11 protein-coding genes are annotated in these 15,420 nt (G+C 45.9%); 2 read left to right on the top strand and 9 right to left on the bottom strand.

What is annotated here, in order from left to right:
- Positions 1-134: 134 nt before the first annotated feature.
- A complete protein-coding gene (locus AC19MX_RS19195) occupies positions 135-896 on the top strand; it encodes an SDR family NAD(P)-dependent oxidoreductase (protein WP_210763754.1) in 762 nt (253 codons plus the stop codon).
- A 69-nt stretch (positions 897-965) separates the two neighbouring features.
- On the top strand, positions 966-1,502 hold the full coding sequence (locus tag AC19MX_RS19190; protein ID WP_498299534.1) for an SDR family NAD(P)-dependent oxidoreductase: 537 nt from the start codon (positions 966-968) through the stop codon (positions 1,500-1,502).
- Positions 1,503-1,606: 104 nt separating this feature from the next.
- Here the strand turns inward: AC19MX_RS19190 and AC19MX_RS19185 are convergent, their stop codons facing one another.
- The 9 genes from AC19MX_RS19185 to AC19MX_RS19145 form a co-directional block, all read right to left on the bottom strand.
- Complete coding sequence (locus AC19MX_RS19185) at positions 1,607-2,317, bottom strand: ABC transporter ATP-binding protein (RefSeq protein ID WP_004393997.1); 711 nt, start codon at positions 2,315-2,317, stop codon at positions 1,607-1,609.
- Position 2,318: 1 nt separating this feature from the next.
- Positions 2,319-3,524 carry an ABC transporter permease gene (locus AC19MX_RS19180; RefSeq protein WP_167680145.1) on the bottom strand — a complete coding sequence of 402 codons (1,206 nt, stop codon included), beginning with the start codon at positions 3,522-3,524 and terminating at the stop codon, positions 2,319-2,321.
- The gene (locus AC19MX_RS19175; protein WP_004393991.1) at positions 3,521-4,672 is read right to left on the bottom strand and encodes an efflux RND transporter periplasmic adaptor subunit; all 1,152 of its coding nucleotides are present in this window, start codon (positions 4,670-4,672) and stop codon (positions 3,521-3,523) included. Before AC19MX_RS19175 ends, AC19MX_RS19180 begins: the two co-directional genes overlap by 4 nt.
- Positions 4,669-5,277 carry a TetR/AcrR family transcriptional regulator gene (locus AC19MX_RS19170; protein ID WP_118119241.1) on the bottom strand — a complete coding sequence of 203 codons (609 nt, stop codon included), beginning with the start codon at positions 5,275-5,277 and terminating at the stop codon, positions 4,669-4,671. Before AC19MX_RS19170 ends, AC19MX_RS19175 begins: the two co-directional genes overlap by 4 nt.
- A gap of 105 nt (positions 5,278-5,382) precedes the next feature.
- On the bottom strand, positions 5,383-5,808 hold the full coding sequence (locus AC19MX_RS19165; protein WP_118119243.1) for a DUF6088 family protein: 426 nt from the start codon (positions 5,806-5,808) through the stop codon (positions 5,383-5,385).
- A gap of 188 nt (positions 5,809-5,996) precedes the next feature.
- On the bottom strand, positions 5,997-6,590 hold the full coding sequence (locus AC19MX_RS19160; protein WP_064663439.1) for a tyrosine-type recombinase/integrase: 594 nt from the start codon (positions 6,588-6,590) through the stop codon (positions 5,997-5,999).
- A 370-nt stretch (positions 6,591-6,960) separates the two neighbouring features.
- A complete protein-coding gene (locus AC19MX_RS19155) occupies positions 6,961-7,899 on the bottom strand; it encodes a diguanylate cyclase (protein WP_498299532.1) in 939 nt (312 codons plus the stop codon).
- 4 nt (positions 7,900-7,903) lie between these two features.
- Positions 7,904-12,727, bottom strand: coding sequence for a CHASE domain-containing protein (locus tag AC19MX_RS19150; RefSeq protein ID WP_498299530.1), 4,824 nt, complete (start codon positions 12,725-12,727; stop codon positions 7,904-7,906).
- Positions 12,724-14,805, bottom strand: coding sequence for a putative bifunctional diguanylate cyclase/phosphodiesterase (locus AC19MX_RS19145; protein ID WP_498299529.1), 2,082 nt, complete (start codon positions 14,803-14,805; stop codon positions 12,724-12,726). The genes AC19MX_RS19150 and AC19MX_RS19145 overlap by 4 nt, the downstream gene beginning before the upstream one ends.
- Positions 14,806-15,420: the final 615 nt, after the last annotated feature.

Here is a 15,420-nt window from a genome sequence, read left to right as displayed (position 1 = left end):
GACCTCCATGCAAATTTATTTAACGGCCATTACAGTAACGGTCGTTAAATAATTCTGGACATTACCGGGCCCCTAACTATAATGGCCGTTATGATAACGATCGTTATTTAATTTGAACTGTAGAGGTAAATCAAATGAGCAAGACATTTCAAGGCAAAACCGCACTAGTAACTGGTGGTTCACGTGGACTTGGCGCTGTTGTAGCAAAACAATTGGCAAAGCAAGGTGCAAACGTTGCTATTACGTACGTAGCATCAGAGGCGAAAGCCGCTGCGGTTGTAAATGAGCTTAAAGAGTTCGGCGTAAAAGCCATTGCGATAAAGAGTGATCAAGGCGACTTGGCATCAGCTCAACCGTTAATTGATACCGTAATCTCAGAGTTCGGCAAACTGGACATTTTGATTAACAACGCAGGCATTGCTATCCAAGGTCAACTGACCGATGACCCCACTCTGGATGCAGAGAAATTCAACTCTCAGTGGCATGTCAATGTGTTGGGTTCTATTGCTGTTACACGTGCCGCAGCCGCCAAACTAACAGACGGCGGTCGAATTATTTTTATTGGATCACTGTTAGGCAGCTATGTGCCCTTTGCAGGTGCTGCTGACTACGCCGGTAGCAAAACTGCACTTGTTGGTTATGCACGGGGTGTTGCTCGTGATCTTGGTGGTCGAAATATTACCGTCAACGTTATTCAACCTGGTGTTATGCCAACCGACATGGCTGCGGCGGTTCTGGGTGAGAATGGTGCCCCGGATGCGCTGCTTGATCTTCATCCTATTCGCCGTATCGCAACTCTGGAAGAGGTGTCTGAAACCGTCTGTTTTATTGCCGGTCCGCATGCGGGCTATATCACAGGTGAAACCATCAATGTGGCAGGTGGTTTAGGTATTTAGTTTTAGAACATCCACTTTTAAAAGTGATTCAAAGAAAACTTTATTGATCAAACTTTTCGGAGCGAAATTATGACAACTTTATTTGGTGCTAAATCTACAGCGGACGAGGTGCTTGCAGGCACTAAGCTGATAAACAAGCGATATTTGGTAACAGGTGTTTCTTCTGGTATCGGTTTAGAAACAGCTCGTTCTTTGGTTGCCCATGGTGCAACAGTTATTGGAGCAGTCCGCGATATTGCAAAAGCAGAATTGGCATCAGGTGGGATAAAAACATCTGCTCTGAACGGTGGTGGGAAATTTGAGTTAGTGGAACTTGATCTTGGCTCGTTAGCCAGCGTCAGGGCATGCGCCAATTATTTGCTTGAACAAGGCGAGCATTTCGACGGGATCATTGCAAATGCAGGAGTGATGGCGACACCTTTTGGCAAAACTGATGATGGGTTCGAAACTCAGTTTGGCATTAATTACGTTGGTCACTTTGCCTTGATCAACATGCTTATGCCACTGCTGGTAATAGCCTGCATGTTGCGCCCGAGTTCCTGCATGATCTTGCGTAGCGCCAGTAGCTCAACCTGGGTAGCGTCACCAGCCCAAGCTGGCAACTGAAAACCCCATAAAGCAGGCAGGCCGTAACGGTCAGGGTGATAGTTCCAAATTCGTGGCTGTGTTTGCGGTGGGTCATGAAATTCTCCTGTAATTCAATCGTTCTCTCATTCGAACTCCCGCCCTTCGCCAGCTTCCTCATGGGTCACGCCGTCGCGGATGTGGTAGATGCGCTTGAATGTGGGGATGATCTTTTCGTCATGGGTGACGACGATGATGGCGGTCTCGAACTTCCGGGCCATGTCGTTGAGGATGCGGATTACAGCCATGGCGCGCTCGGAATCCAGCGGCGCAGTGGGTTCATCGGCCAGGATCACCGGCGGACGATTGACCAGTCCGCGCGCGATGGCGACCCGTTGCTGCTCGCCACCGGAGAGTTGCGAGGGCATTGCGCGAGCTCGGTGTTGCACATCAAGCGCTGTGAGCAATTCCAGTGCCTTCGCGCGCGACTCTCCATTCGCGACGCCTGCAAGCATCGGCAGCAGCGCCACGTTGTCGGTGACATCGAGAAACGGAATCAGGTACGGCGCCTGGAAAACGAAACCGATCTTGTCACGCCGTAAGGCGCGCAGGTCGCGGACTTTCCAGCCATCGGCGTAGATCACTTCATCGCCCAGCGTCATGCGACCGGCGGTCGGTTCGATCACCGCACCCAGACACTTGAGCAGCGTGCTCTTGCCGGACCCGGAAGGGCCGATCAGTCCCACCACTTCACCAGGCGCAACATGCATATTCACGTCTCTCAAGGCAAAGACAGCGGTGTCACCATCGCCATACCGCTTGCTTAAACTTTCGATGTGTATCCCTTTGCCACTCATCTCAACCTCCAATGGCTTCGGCCGGGTCGACCTTGAGTGCCATGCGAATGGCGACGAGGCTAGCTAGAACGCAGATCACGAGCACGGCAAAAAAACCGGCGACAGAATCCATTGGCGTGAGCAGGACATATTTTGGAAAAGCCGGTGCTGAAAAGGTGGCTGTGATCTTGCCGACCACGAAGCCAATCACGCCCAGGGCGAGCGCCTGCTGCATGATCATCGCGGCGATGGTTCGGTTGCGTGTGCCGATGAGCTTCAACACCGCGATCTCACGGATTTTGTCCATCGTCAGCGAATAGATGATGAAGGCAACGATGGCCGCGCTAACGATGGCCAGAATCACAAGGAACATGCCGATCTGCTTGGCTGAGGTGGCGATCAGCTTGCCGACGAGGATGTCTTCCATCTGTGCCCGGGTGTAGACCGTGAAACGCTTCCAGCGCTGGATGGATTCGGCAACCTCGTCCGGCGCATGACCAGGTTTCAGAGTGACCAGCACGGCATTGACGAACGCGTTGCTGCTCTGTGAAGCAATCACGGCATCCAGCAAACCTGGATCACCGGGTCGATTGAAGACCGGGTTGGCTTCGGTGCGACGCCGGCTTTGCCAGATGGCATCGTTGTCCTTGAGGAACTGGGCCTCCTGGGCATCTTTGAGCGGAATGAATACCATCGGGTCGCCGCTGGACGACACCATGCGCCGTGTCAGCCCCACGACGGTGTAATGATTGCGGCGAATGGCAAGACGATCTCCCAGTTTGAAGCCGGTGGCGATGTCGGCCACAGCCTCGTAGTGACCGCGCGTGATCTGGCGTCCAGCGACGAGATAAGGAGGCCATCCGGGTGTAGCCCCCAACGCACCGGGCGCGATGCCGACCACCATGGTGCGTACATCACTCTCGCCCTTGCGTACCTGCATGGTCAGGTAGGTCGCGTTCGCTGCCTGTGAGACTCCCGGCATGGCGAGAATGGCGCGATACACGTCATCGTTGAGGCTGGACGACTCCGCATAAGGACCCAGAGTATCCTTTTGCACCACCCAAAGGTCAGCGCCACTGTTGTCGAGCAACGCCTTGCCGTCGTCCACCATGCCTCGGTACACCCCAGCCATGACTAGGGTGACGCCGATCAGCAGACCCAGACCGATGCCGGTGAAGACGAATTTCCCCCAGGCATGGAGAATGTCGCGGCCGGCCAGGCTGATCATCGTGAAACTCCCGGGATATGCTCGACCACATGGATGCGGCTGCGCGCCGTCAGTGCCTTTTCGCTATAGGTCACAACCTGGTCCCCATTCTTGAGCCCTTCGCGCACCTGCACGTAACCATTGAGGTCGGAAGTGCCGAGCTTGACCGGGGAGAAATGCAGATCACCATCCACGATTTGCCAGACACCAACTTTATCGCCTTCACGCTGGACGGCAGCGTTGGGGATCAGTGGAGCGGCCGGGAGCGCCGGCAAGTCAACCGTGACTTCGGCCAGTTCACCCACTGGTGGCAAAGGTTCTGGTTTGTTATCGAATGTCACCTTGGCAAGCGTTTCCTCGGTTACCGCGTCGGCCTTGGGTTCCACCCGCAGCACGCGACCTTTCAAGGTCTGGCCACCACGCGAACGCAGGACGATATGAGCCGGCAGCCCCCCAGCCAGCCCCGATGCGCTGATCTGGTCGAAGCGCACATTGATCCACAAACTCTTGGGGTCGATCACTTCCACCACGGCCTGGCCCGCGACGATGGTCGTGCCGGGATCGGCATCGCGCACGGTGACTACACCATCGACCGGCGCGATCAGGCGCAGATTGCTCCGCTGCGCGACGAGTGCTTCGCGGTCGGAGCGTGCCCGGGCAATATCTTCCCGAGCGGCGGATAGGGCGGCATCGGCGATCTGCAGTTCCTGCCGCTTGGTGGTGACGATTTCCTCGCTGGTCGAGCGCACCGCAAACAATTGCTCATAGCGGCGCGCCTGGGTTTGCGCGTAGGCTTGCCGGGCTTCTGCCTCGCGCAAAGCCGCTTCCGCCCGCTTGAATACAGACTCCTGTGAGCGCACCCGAGCATCAAGGTCGACCGGCTCCATCTCGCCGAGCACCTGTCCGGCCTTGACCTGGTCGCCTACATGCACCTCCAGGCGTTTGACGCGCCCGGCAAACGTCGGCCCGATCTTGTAGGTGTAGCGCGCCTCCACCGTGCCGATGCCGAACAGCGCCGGTGTGATAGCCCGTGATTCCACGCTTGCCACCGTCACAGCGACCGGGGCGAGCGGCCCTGATCGCAGACCGACATAAATAAAAAGCACCAGCAAAGGAATGATGACGGCAAGCAGTGCCAGGGTGCGGCCTTGCAAGGGTAACTTTTTCATTGCGCACTCCTTATGCCACGCCGATAAATTGCAAAGACGCGCGGCGCATCGCGGTGCATACGTCCCACATCACCCGCCAACAGCGATTGCATGACCAAGCCCTGGATCGTGCCAATGAACAGCGTTGCCGCCGCCTCGTTGTCAAGCGAGGGAGACAACTCGCCGCTGGCCTTGCCTTTCTCGATGAGACGATGCAAACGTTCGCCGTAGCGCTGAATCAAGGTTTGCACCATGCGCTTGGCCGGTGTCGATTCGGCACGCTGAAGCTCACCAAACATCATTCTTGGCACGCCTGGGTGCTCAGCTACGAATTCGATGTGACTCATGAACATCGCCTCCATGGCTGCCAAGGGCGACTCGATTCCTTGTGCGGATCGATCGATTCTGGCTAATAGGCGCTCTGCTACCCACTCCATGACCGCCTGCCAAATGGCTTCCTTGTTCGGGAAGTGCCGAAACAGCGCACCCTGGGTCAAGTTCATGTGTTTAGCGATAGCCGCAGTGGTTATCTCGCTTGGGTTTTGTGAACCGGCAAGCGCCACGACGGACTCGACAGTTACGGCACGACGTTCATCGGCCGGCAGATGCTTTGGATGGGGGTCCACGAGCACTCCTTGTAAGATAGTAATTGATTACTATCTTACCACAAGAGGCAACTCAAACAAGAGAAAACCCGACGTACTCGTCAATATCTAGAGTCTGCAATGGGCTTAACGTGCTTTATTTTCCGTTTTCTGAGACGTCCCCAGTACTCGATTGCCGACTACCAGCTTGCGATTAAACTGCTTAGGATTCCATGAATAATGAACGGATGATGGTATTTGAGTGCTTTCACCTGAGAGGCTTTGCAGAGATAGGTTGTCCATCTCAAAATCGACCCCTTTCATCTTTAATATCTCACGCATCAGGGCATCGCATCCCCCTGGGTTAGTAGGCATGGGTCTGCCTGTTAAGCTGTTAATCCTTGCCTTGGTATACAAGCCATAGCCAAGCTTGATTAACTCACCTTTTTTGACTAGTTGTTTTAGCGCACGACCAATTTGATCGTAGCTAGCAAAGCCATCAAAGTCTTTGCGCTCAAACACATAGCGTCTTGAACGCTTTATCTTTTGATAAATACGGTCAACGGCTGTCATTTGAACCTCCTAATTTCCTAAGTGTTCAGATTATAACTCAACCCTGTTGCCATAGGAATAAATACGGCACATGCATATGAGTAAATGCGACACTTGATCAGTTGATAGTTAGCATAAAGCATTGAAATAAAGATACAATATTGATTCAACTCAAGATCGACATAATTTGAATTTAGTGTCTAACCTTGTTATGAGTCTATCCCTTCAGAGATGTTCAGCGCATCCTCTATCTCGACCCCCAAATATCGAATTGTATTATCTAGCTTCACGTGACCAAGTAACAGCTGAACAGCCCGAATGTTTTTGGTGCGAGCATAGATTAACGTCGCCTTGGTACGGCGCATTGAGTGCGTACCATAAAGATAAGGATCGTAGCCAAGTTCAGTTGCCCAGCGGCGAATAATGGTGGCATAGCAGCTATAACTCATTGGCTTACCTTGTTTGCGAGGGCTTGGGAAAAGATAATCTGGTGCAGATAATTGGCTGAGTATTAGCCATTGAGTCAAGGATTGTGCTGTGCGGGAAGTGATCTCAAACTGTACCTCTCGACCAGTTTTGCTTTGGCTGTAAAGAACACGATCTTGAATGACACCGCCAGAAGATATATCTCTAACTTTCATCCTAAGTAAATCGCATGAGCGTAACTTGCAGTCGATGGCGAGATTCAGCAACGCTAGCTCCATGATGTTTCCTTCGATTTCGAGTCTAGTGCGAATTCGCCAGATGTCTTCGAGCTTGAAGGGCTTTTTCTGCCCAGTTAAGTGACCTTTCTTCGTCCACATAATTGACCTCCAGTCTAACTTTAGAAGTGGCCTTAATAAGTTTAGATGAGGAAATTGAATGGCTATGCAGTTAGGGGGCCGAAAAATATTGCAGACTAAAGTGGGTTAGAATCTTTACTCTAGATGATAAAGGGGCATAAGCGTGTTAGTGCTTACACTCTAGTTAATGATATTATGTGATTAGTTTTAAATAGCATTAGTTTTAGAGTATTGAAATGGCACACGCGCGTTTAACTAAAAAGCACATCGAATCATTAAAAAATTAAATCAAACTTTTAAACTGCCTACAAAATATTATATGAAACCAGAAGCCTTTTCCCATTACCTGTAAAAAAATTTAAAAAGTAATTATCTAATGGCTTGGGCTTATTCAAAGACTACCTAGCTGTTCATAGCTAACTTTATTTCGACCATTCTTCTTTGATTCGTATAACGCTTGGTCTGCTGCTTTAACCACTGCCCAGTCGTCCGAGTCATTTGCGTATTTCTGTCCAGGCATGATTGTGCTATATCCAATAGATATTGTGACAACATCGTATTTAGCTTCTGGGGCGTGAGTAAGGTTTAATTGTTTTATAGATTGGAGTAGTGCGGAAAGTATTGTATTGGCACCTTCAACATCGGTATTCGGTAGAATGAAAGCAAATTCTTCACCACCATATCTAGCGGCAAGATCTGTTGAGCGTTTCATACTATTGCCTAAGGCTAATGCGATGTCTTTAATGCAATCATCACCTTCTATATGACCAAAATGATCGTTGAATTTTTTAAACTCATCAATATCTATTAGTGCCACAGTAAGCGGTTCTTGTTCGCGACGGGCACGCTTCAACTCAACAATTAGCCGTTCATCAAACGTACGTCTATTGGCAAGTCCTGTCATACTGTCTGTATGTGCTAACTTCTCTAGTAGCTTAATAGCGAGTTGGTAGTCTATATGCGTTTGAACACGTGCAGCCACAACTCGTGGATTAAGTGGTTTAACAATATAGTCAGCGGCTCCAACGTCAAATACCTTTTCCTCAAAACCCACTTCGGTATGACTAGTAATAAACAATACTGGGATGCTCTCTGTTTCTTGGGCTGTTTTTAGAATAGAGCACACATCCAAACCACCGATGTCTGGCAATTCCACGTCAAGTAATATCAAATCAGGATGTCTTTCTTTAATCATTACAAATGCTTGCTTAGCATCCGATGCAAAACGAATGCGCCCAATTTTATTCAATGCTTTGTGCAAAGCCATGACTACCGACTTGTCATCATCAATAATCAAAATATCAGCAAGAGTGCGATTCGTTTTTATCATAATACTATCTGGCCCCAAGAGTGTTTATAAGAGGAGTGAGGATGCTTATAACTTCTTTAAAGTTAAGCTTTTCTAAATGTTCTTGAAGTTCTATAAAGATCTCATCACCTAAAGCATTCCTAAATGATGCACTATTTTCATCAAACTCCCCCAAAGCGCTCAAATCCTGCTCTTCTAGTAGCAATAAAATTTGCGTCACCGTTTCTAATTGAAGTATGGGTACTTCGCCTTTAGACGATGTCCTATCGGGCTTTTCTTTTTTCCAAATCAATAACGTAGCTGAGCAGGCTTGCTGTAGTTCTTGTAATGCAAGAGAGAGTTCTACCAATACCTGTTTCGCCGGATTATCTTCAGAACGCAATATTTTTTCAGCTTGTGCGGCAAGTTGCTGTATTTTCTCTGCCCCAACCATGCCTGAAACACTTCTCAATTTATGTACTTGAGATGCTATTTCGAGTCGTAAGGCTGCTGATTTTGGTTGATCAATATCATTCTCTGGCGCTAATGCTAAATTAGAATATTCAAGTAGTAAGCCATCTAAGGTATTCAAGAAAAGTGCTTTATCTCCAAGTAATAAATTTTTCGCTCTATCAAGATTTAGTCCAGTAATAACTGGCCAGCTATCTATTTCTGGAGTTGTTTTAGACGCTATTGAATGCAGAGACTCTATAGCGATTTCTTTGCCACGATAAGCCTCTACCAATGTGCGCAATACATTAATAAGCTTTGATGGATCAATAGGTTTTGTAAGGAAATCATTCATGCCGGCTTCCAGCGCACGATTTCTCTCCTCTACTAATGCGCCAGCAGTCAGTGCAATAATCGGCAATGACGTCAGTCCTAAATTTTTTCTGACTAGCTCGGTCGTTTCAAGGCCATCAATACCTGGCATTTGGACATCCATCAATACGGCATCGTAGTCATTAGATGAATCTTCTAACAATATTAACGCTTCTTCTCCGCTATTCGCCGTCTGTACTAATGCACCATTGTGTTTTAATACATGGCTGACAACGATAAGATTGGTAGGACTGTCATCGACGACCAGCAAACGTATATTAGGTAACCATTTAGCACCAACGGCTTCGGCACGAGTCGATTGCAGTACACGCTTAGAATTACCAGTATTGAGTGTTACAGCGTCGTTTACTGCATTAAACAACGATGATGGATCAACTGGTTTCAGTAAGAAACCACTTGCATAATGCTCTGGATCATTTGCTGTAATAACCTCTTTATCGTGCGCTGACACCATAAGTACAGCAGGAAGGTTTTCACGCCCAATCTTGCTCGCCAACAGATTCATAGCCTCTATGCCATCCATTAGAGGCATTTGCCAATCCAAAATCATGGCATCTGGCGGTCGCAGATTATTCTCTTGACGTGCAATATAGGCATCTACTAACTCAACTCCATTACTCACAACCTCAGAACGCCAGCCCAGCGCCCGTGTCATTTTTCGTAACTGCTGAGCATCTGCTGGGTCATCTTCGGCAATCAGCACAAAAAGCGTTTGATTGTGGTTTTCTTGCGCAGCAATTTCGTCAAGTGTTTGAACTCTTAGCGGTAAGTCTACCCAGAATTGGCTGCCCACATTCTCTGCGCTTTCAATACCAATCTTCCCATCCATTAAACTAACCAATTGATGAACGATAGATAACCCTAACCCTGTACCACCAAAACGCCGAGTGGTACTTGAATCTGCTTGACTAAATGGCTTGAATAAACGGGCTTGTGCTTCGGGTGATATACCAATCCCTGTATCTGTAACCGTGAGCCGTACATTAATATGATTCTCAGGCAGTACTTGCTCAGTATCTTCGACTTTGGCACTAATGGAAATCTTACCAATTGTGGTGAATTTAAGAGAGTTACTGATTAAATTAGCCAATATTTGGCGTAATCTGGTGCTGTCCGTGATCACCCAGAAAGGCAGTTTAGGATCTAACTCAAAATGGAACTCTAGACTTTTTGCTTCGGCCTGTATGGCAAACACACTTGATACTTCTTCACAGAGTTCTCGTAACTCGACAGGCTGAGCTTCAAGCTCCATTTCGTTCGCTTCTATCTTAGATAGATCCAATACATCGTTCACTATTCCCAATAAAGACTTGCCTGAAATCTGAATTTTCGATACTAGCTGGTGTTGTGCCTCTGTTAATTTTTCCTCAGCCAACAAATAGCCTAGACCAATAATAGCGTTAAGTGGGGTACGAATCTCATGACTAGTATTCGCTAGAAAGGCACTTTTTGCCTGTGTGGCCAGTTCTGCATCATGTAACGCATTTCTAAGCTTCTCTTCCACTTTAAGTCTTTCGCTTATATTACGCACGGAGGCCGACACCAAGATTTGCTCGTCTAGATTTACGGCACTTAAACTTATCTCAACTGGAAATAGCTCTCCATCGGCACCTAAAGCAAAAAGCTCTCTGTTATCCCCCATGACCATGGTTTTTGGCGCTTGCATATATTCCATTATGTGTATTTGATGTATATCTCTTAGATGTTCTGGGAGTAATTTATGTATTGGCTTCCCTTCCAGCTCCAAGCGGCTGTAACCAAACATATGCTCAGCTTGGGCATTAACGACCTGAATGATACCTAATTCATCAATAACAAAAGTTGCATCGGGGGCCGATTCCAACAGCCCCTTGAATCTTGTCATTTCTTTATTGCGTTGCAATTCTATTTGTGCGTTCCAAGTCTCTCTTTGACGTATTTTATCACTCAGCCACATCCAATATTGAATAATGACTACAATCAGACTAATCAAAAGGAGAGCAATAAGCACACTTCCGATTTCGAACGCTATACGTTGAAAAACTAGGAATTGGGGAATTGTCGCGTATATTTTTATTACCCGATCATTAGCGTTACTACTTAATAAAAAACTACTTTCGTTCGCAAACACATTATCCTGCTGACCACTAAAAGCAGTGAAATCAAAACGGTTAAAACCATAGGATAGATCGACTGGATGAAATTCATCCTGCCAACGATTAGAGGCACCATACTCGAAAGTAAACTCTTTTGATGAATTAGGGTGTCGTAAAAAGCCACCTTCGTTATTGGTAATGTATAACTCTGTATTCAGTGTCGTGTTCTTTGAGATTTTTTTCAGAAAGCGATCGGCATTGACATTGATAATGATAATGATCATACCGAGTGGGCGACCATCAGAATAAAATAATGGTGTAGAAAAGCGCCAAACAGGCCTCATCGGTTGTTCGATTTTGCCAAACTCGCGATTTAAATTAAAATCAGATTGAAAAACATTCCCTCGACCAACATCAAGTGTTTGGCCAATATAAGGTTCATTTTCTTTAGACTGGAGTAATTCTTTGTCATATTCTTCAAGCTGTTCACCATTACGCTGTACTTTGACTCGTTCCTGCCAACCATTAGCGGTTTCTATAAATCGTACTTGGTACACATCCGTATTGGATAACATGTAGGCTTTAAAAATGTCCTCTATTCTTTCATCGGACTGTTTTAAAAGGGCACGGTTCTCTTTTGATACGGCTATATCACTATGAACTGGTAACTTTTTTAAACTCTGAATGGGTGGTGTGTTAGCAAGGAAAAGAGTATCTCGACGATAGTGGCTCGCTTCTTCGGCGAGGGTTGAAATTGCAGACTGTTTGGTTTCCGACAAATGGTTTGCCACTTCAGTAAAGTGACTTTGTGTAATGGACCAAGCTGATACTAAGAATATAAGAACAATGACCAGTAGCCCAAATGGGCAAGATCGCTTGAATTGAGAACTTTTGAAAAAAGCTGAAATACTTTTGAAATTCAGCCGATAGATCTCGTTACTTTGATCAATAGTGGTTGTATTGGTTCGTAATAAATTAATCACAAAAAGAGCAAACAAGGTTAGCCCAAGCCCCAAAATAATCACCGAACCTACATTGAATGTTTTTATTTGGTTGACGGCTTGCGTCGATGGCATGAGCTCCATCTTCCAATGCTGGCCCAGTACAAAAATATTACGAGCTGTTGCATTTTCTATGGAACCATTTATTTCTGAATCACTTGAACGATAAAAAGGTTCGGCTTCTGTTAGGTTAGTTAAGGTGACTGAAGCTTGATCGGTTAAGGACTCAAGATGAGCAAGTACCTCATCAATAACTAACGGAACGTAAGACCAACCGGCAACCGCTGATTCCCGCTCTTCTGGTGTGTTTAGAACGGCATCAGCAGAATAGATTGGCAAAAGCACCAATGAGCCTTTCCTCGGCTTTTTATTTGCTTGAACGAGGGTAATGGGTGCGGTTAAGTACGGTTTATCCTCTCTGGCTGCCGATAATGCCGCCGCGCGTCGATTGGCTTCTGATCCAATATCAAGCCCAATTGCTTGGCTATTTTTAGCTGCTGGATAGATATACTGTATGACAAATCGATCACTGTCGTGTGGTGTTAAGGCTCGAATGGTAAAGTCAGGCGCGCCATCTGCACGGGCATGATTAAGGAAATCGCTTTCTTGTTCAACCGATACTCGTCTTATGAAACCAAAACCAAGCGCCCCAGGAAACTCGCCTCCTACATCACGGGTGCCGCTATACTTCTCAAATTGTTTTCGAGTGATGTCATCAACTCCAGCGGTAACAATCGCCCCTCTGGCACCTCGTAGTCCATATTGAAAGTGCTGAAAACGTTGCTCTATGAGGCTTTCGGTTTTATCCGCTAGGTTGTTCGTGTATAAATTGACCTCATAATTGTTTTTATAGTCAACAATCCACGCGGCAATTAAGGTACTAAAAACACCAACTAGTAATGGAAGCCAGCAAGCAAGAAAACCAATTTTTTTAGTGTTTTTAATCGTCATATGTCGTAGCTGTCTCTTACTTCATTGGCCGTAACGGGTCTCGAAAAGTAATAACCTTGGAGATAAGAAACGCCTAACTCTTTAAGACGACGCGCCTGATCTAAAGACTCAACCCCTTCCGCTACCGATTTCAGTTTCATACTTTGCGCTAGCGTGGTGATCGTCTTAACAAGAATTTCATCTGGTTTTTCAATACTAAGCTGCGCGACAAATGATTTATCAATTTTCAAGACGTCAACAGGCAACTCTTTCAGATAACTCAGGCAAGAAAAGCCTGTGCCGAAATCATCGATTGAAATGGATATCCCCATTATTCGCAGTTGCTCCATATCGCGGATCACTTGCTGTAAGTTATCGAGCATTAGACTTTCGGTTAATTCTAGTTCAATCATTTTTGGGCTGACGTGATACTCATCAATCGCTTTTAGCAAGAAAGGAACAAAATGCGGATCTAGAAATTGTATTGGAGATATATTTAGACACATTCGAATCTTCAATCCTTCGTCACACCACTTCTTCAACTGCTCAAAGGCAAGTTGAATCATTTTCTCTCCTAATGGAATGATCAAACGAGTTTCTTCCGCAAGCGCTATAAACTCAATAGGAGAAATCAATGAACCATCGTTATCTTTGATACGCATAAGCGCTTCAACGGCATTTAACTGCCCAGTAATTGCATCCACAATAGGCTGATATAAAGCGATGACATTGTTATCCGCAATAGCAGATTTAAGCTGCATATAGCGTTGACGTCGTGAGATAAAGCGCGATTCCATTTCTTCAGAGTAAAAGCTAAAACCATCATGTATAGAGTCAGTTCTAGCTCTATGTAAAGCGGCATCAGCATGCAGCAATAAGGATTGAGCATCTGCTGCATCATCAGGGTAAACACTTAGCCCCATGCTGGTTGAGAAATTATGGATCTCAGGCTGTAGCACTGCTAGCTCCATCACGTGATCTCTGATCATGACGGCCAAATTTACTAACTCGCTAGGATGCTTCAACTCAGGAACCAACACCATAAACTCATCGGCATGATGCCGGCTAAGTGTTTCATTATTATGGAGTTGAGATTTAATACATAGGGCTATTTTTTTAAGCAACTCATCACCAAACTCAAAACCAAATTCTTCATTGATGAGTTTAAATCGATCAATATCAAACAAAATCAAACCAATTTTAGTGTTACTTGTTTGACGCCGAGCCATCTTAGTATTAAGGCGTTCCATCAGTAAAAAGCGATTAGGGAGGTTAGTCAGTTGATCATATTGAAGGGTATTGGACATTTTTAGAGCCATTACTCTAGACTCATTAATATCATCAAACACAATGACGGAGCCGATTACATCGCCGTCTTGTGAAATAAGCGGGGCTGCACTGTCTTCAACCGAAATCCAATGACCATTTTGTTTCATCATCTGACAGTTAAATGCCATACCAACCACTCTATTTTCTTGGATACAAATACGCACAGGGTTGATGTGTGGAGGGCCATCATCGCCTATTCTTAATGGCATCACTTCTTCAATAAAGCATCCAATTGCATCATTTAACGACATTCCAATCATTAGCTCTGCGGTTGGATTCATAAAAGTGACTCTCGCATCCTTGTCAGTCGTAATAACCGCATTACCTATTGAATCTAAAGTGACTTGAGCATGCCGGTAAACTTCGAGCAACTCACGCTCTCTGTTGCGAAGCATTAAGTGAGTATTAACACGGGCAGCGACAACATCAGGCTCTAATGGTTTAGCAATAAAATCTACAGCCCCTTCTCTTAAACAGAGAAGTTGATCTTCGACAAAGTCATATGAAGTAATAAAAATGACGGGGATGTTACGAGTCGACTCGTTGTCTTTTAGCTGAGCCAATACCTCATGGCCATTCAGGCTAGGCATGTCTATGTCTAATAAGATAACATCAGGACGAATCTTAATAGCCTGATCTAAGGCAGATAATCCATTCTGCTCGAAAAAAACCTGTCCAATGGCTTGAAGGACCTTATTTAAGATATTGATTTGATTAACATCGTCGTCAACTAAAAGAATTCGTGGTTGTATGTTACTACGTGAAAACATGTACTCTCCGTGTCAATTCTTAATCCAACTTTTTTACCAGAATTCGAAACAACGTCTATTTCTATTATCTCGATAATCCACATACAACTTTAGTGCAAAAGATCTTTTAAAACAAATAAGAAACATTGCAGTAAGAGATTTAAATAACCCTGTTCTAAATTTATATTTAAAGCTTTGTAGTGATGTGATGGACTTACAAATGCCGCGATGGCATGGATGCCTGAGAGCGGCAATGGGATGGACGGTCGCAGAATTATTTGCAAGTGAAATACTAATATCTTCCATTGTGTGTGATTCGGAGCAACACATAAGCAGAGCCCAAATTATGTACTTCAAGATTACCTCCTTGTCTTGTGACGCGCACATAATCGGACAAGAATAGCTGACTAAAATGAGGAGCTAAGCCAAACTTAGCCAACTATTTGAATTCCGTTTGAAGTGCTTATGTACGCCAGCATGGGCATGAACTAGTGAGGTGAAAACCCTCTGTAGGAAGTTCACAGTTTAATAACATGCTGTTATTAAAAAAGCTTAAGTCGAGTCAGCCATTACAAAACAATAACATAATGCTCTTTCGCTATATGTTCAAGCAAGATTGTGGGATTTCACTACTAG

Source organism: Shewanella sp. MF05956 (genome assembly GCF_059758055.1).
The sequence above is the reverse complement of the archived record's forward strand: the minus strand, read 5'-3'. Positions and strand labels throughout refer to the sequence as shown.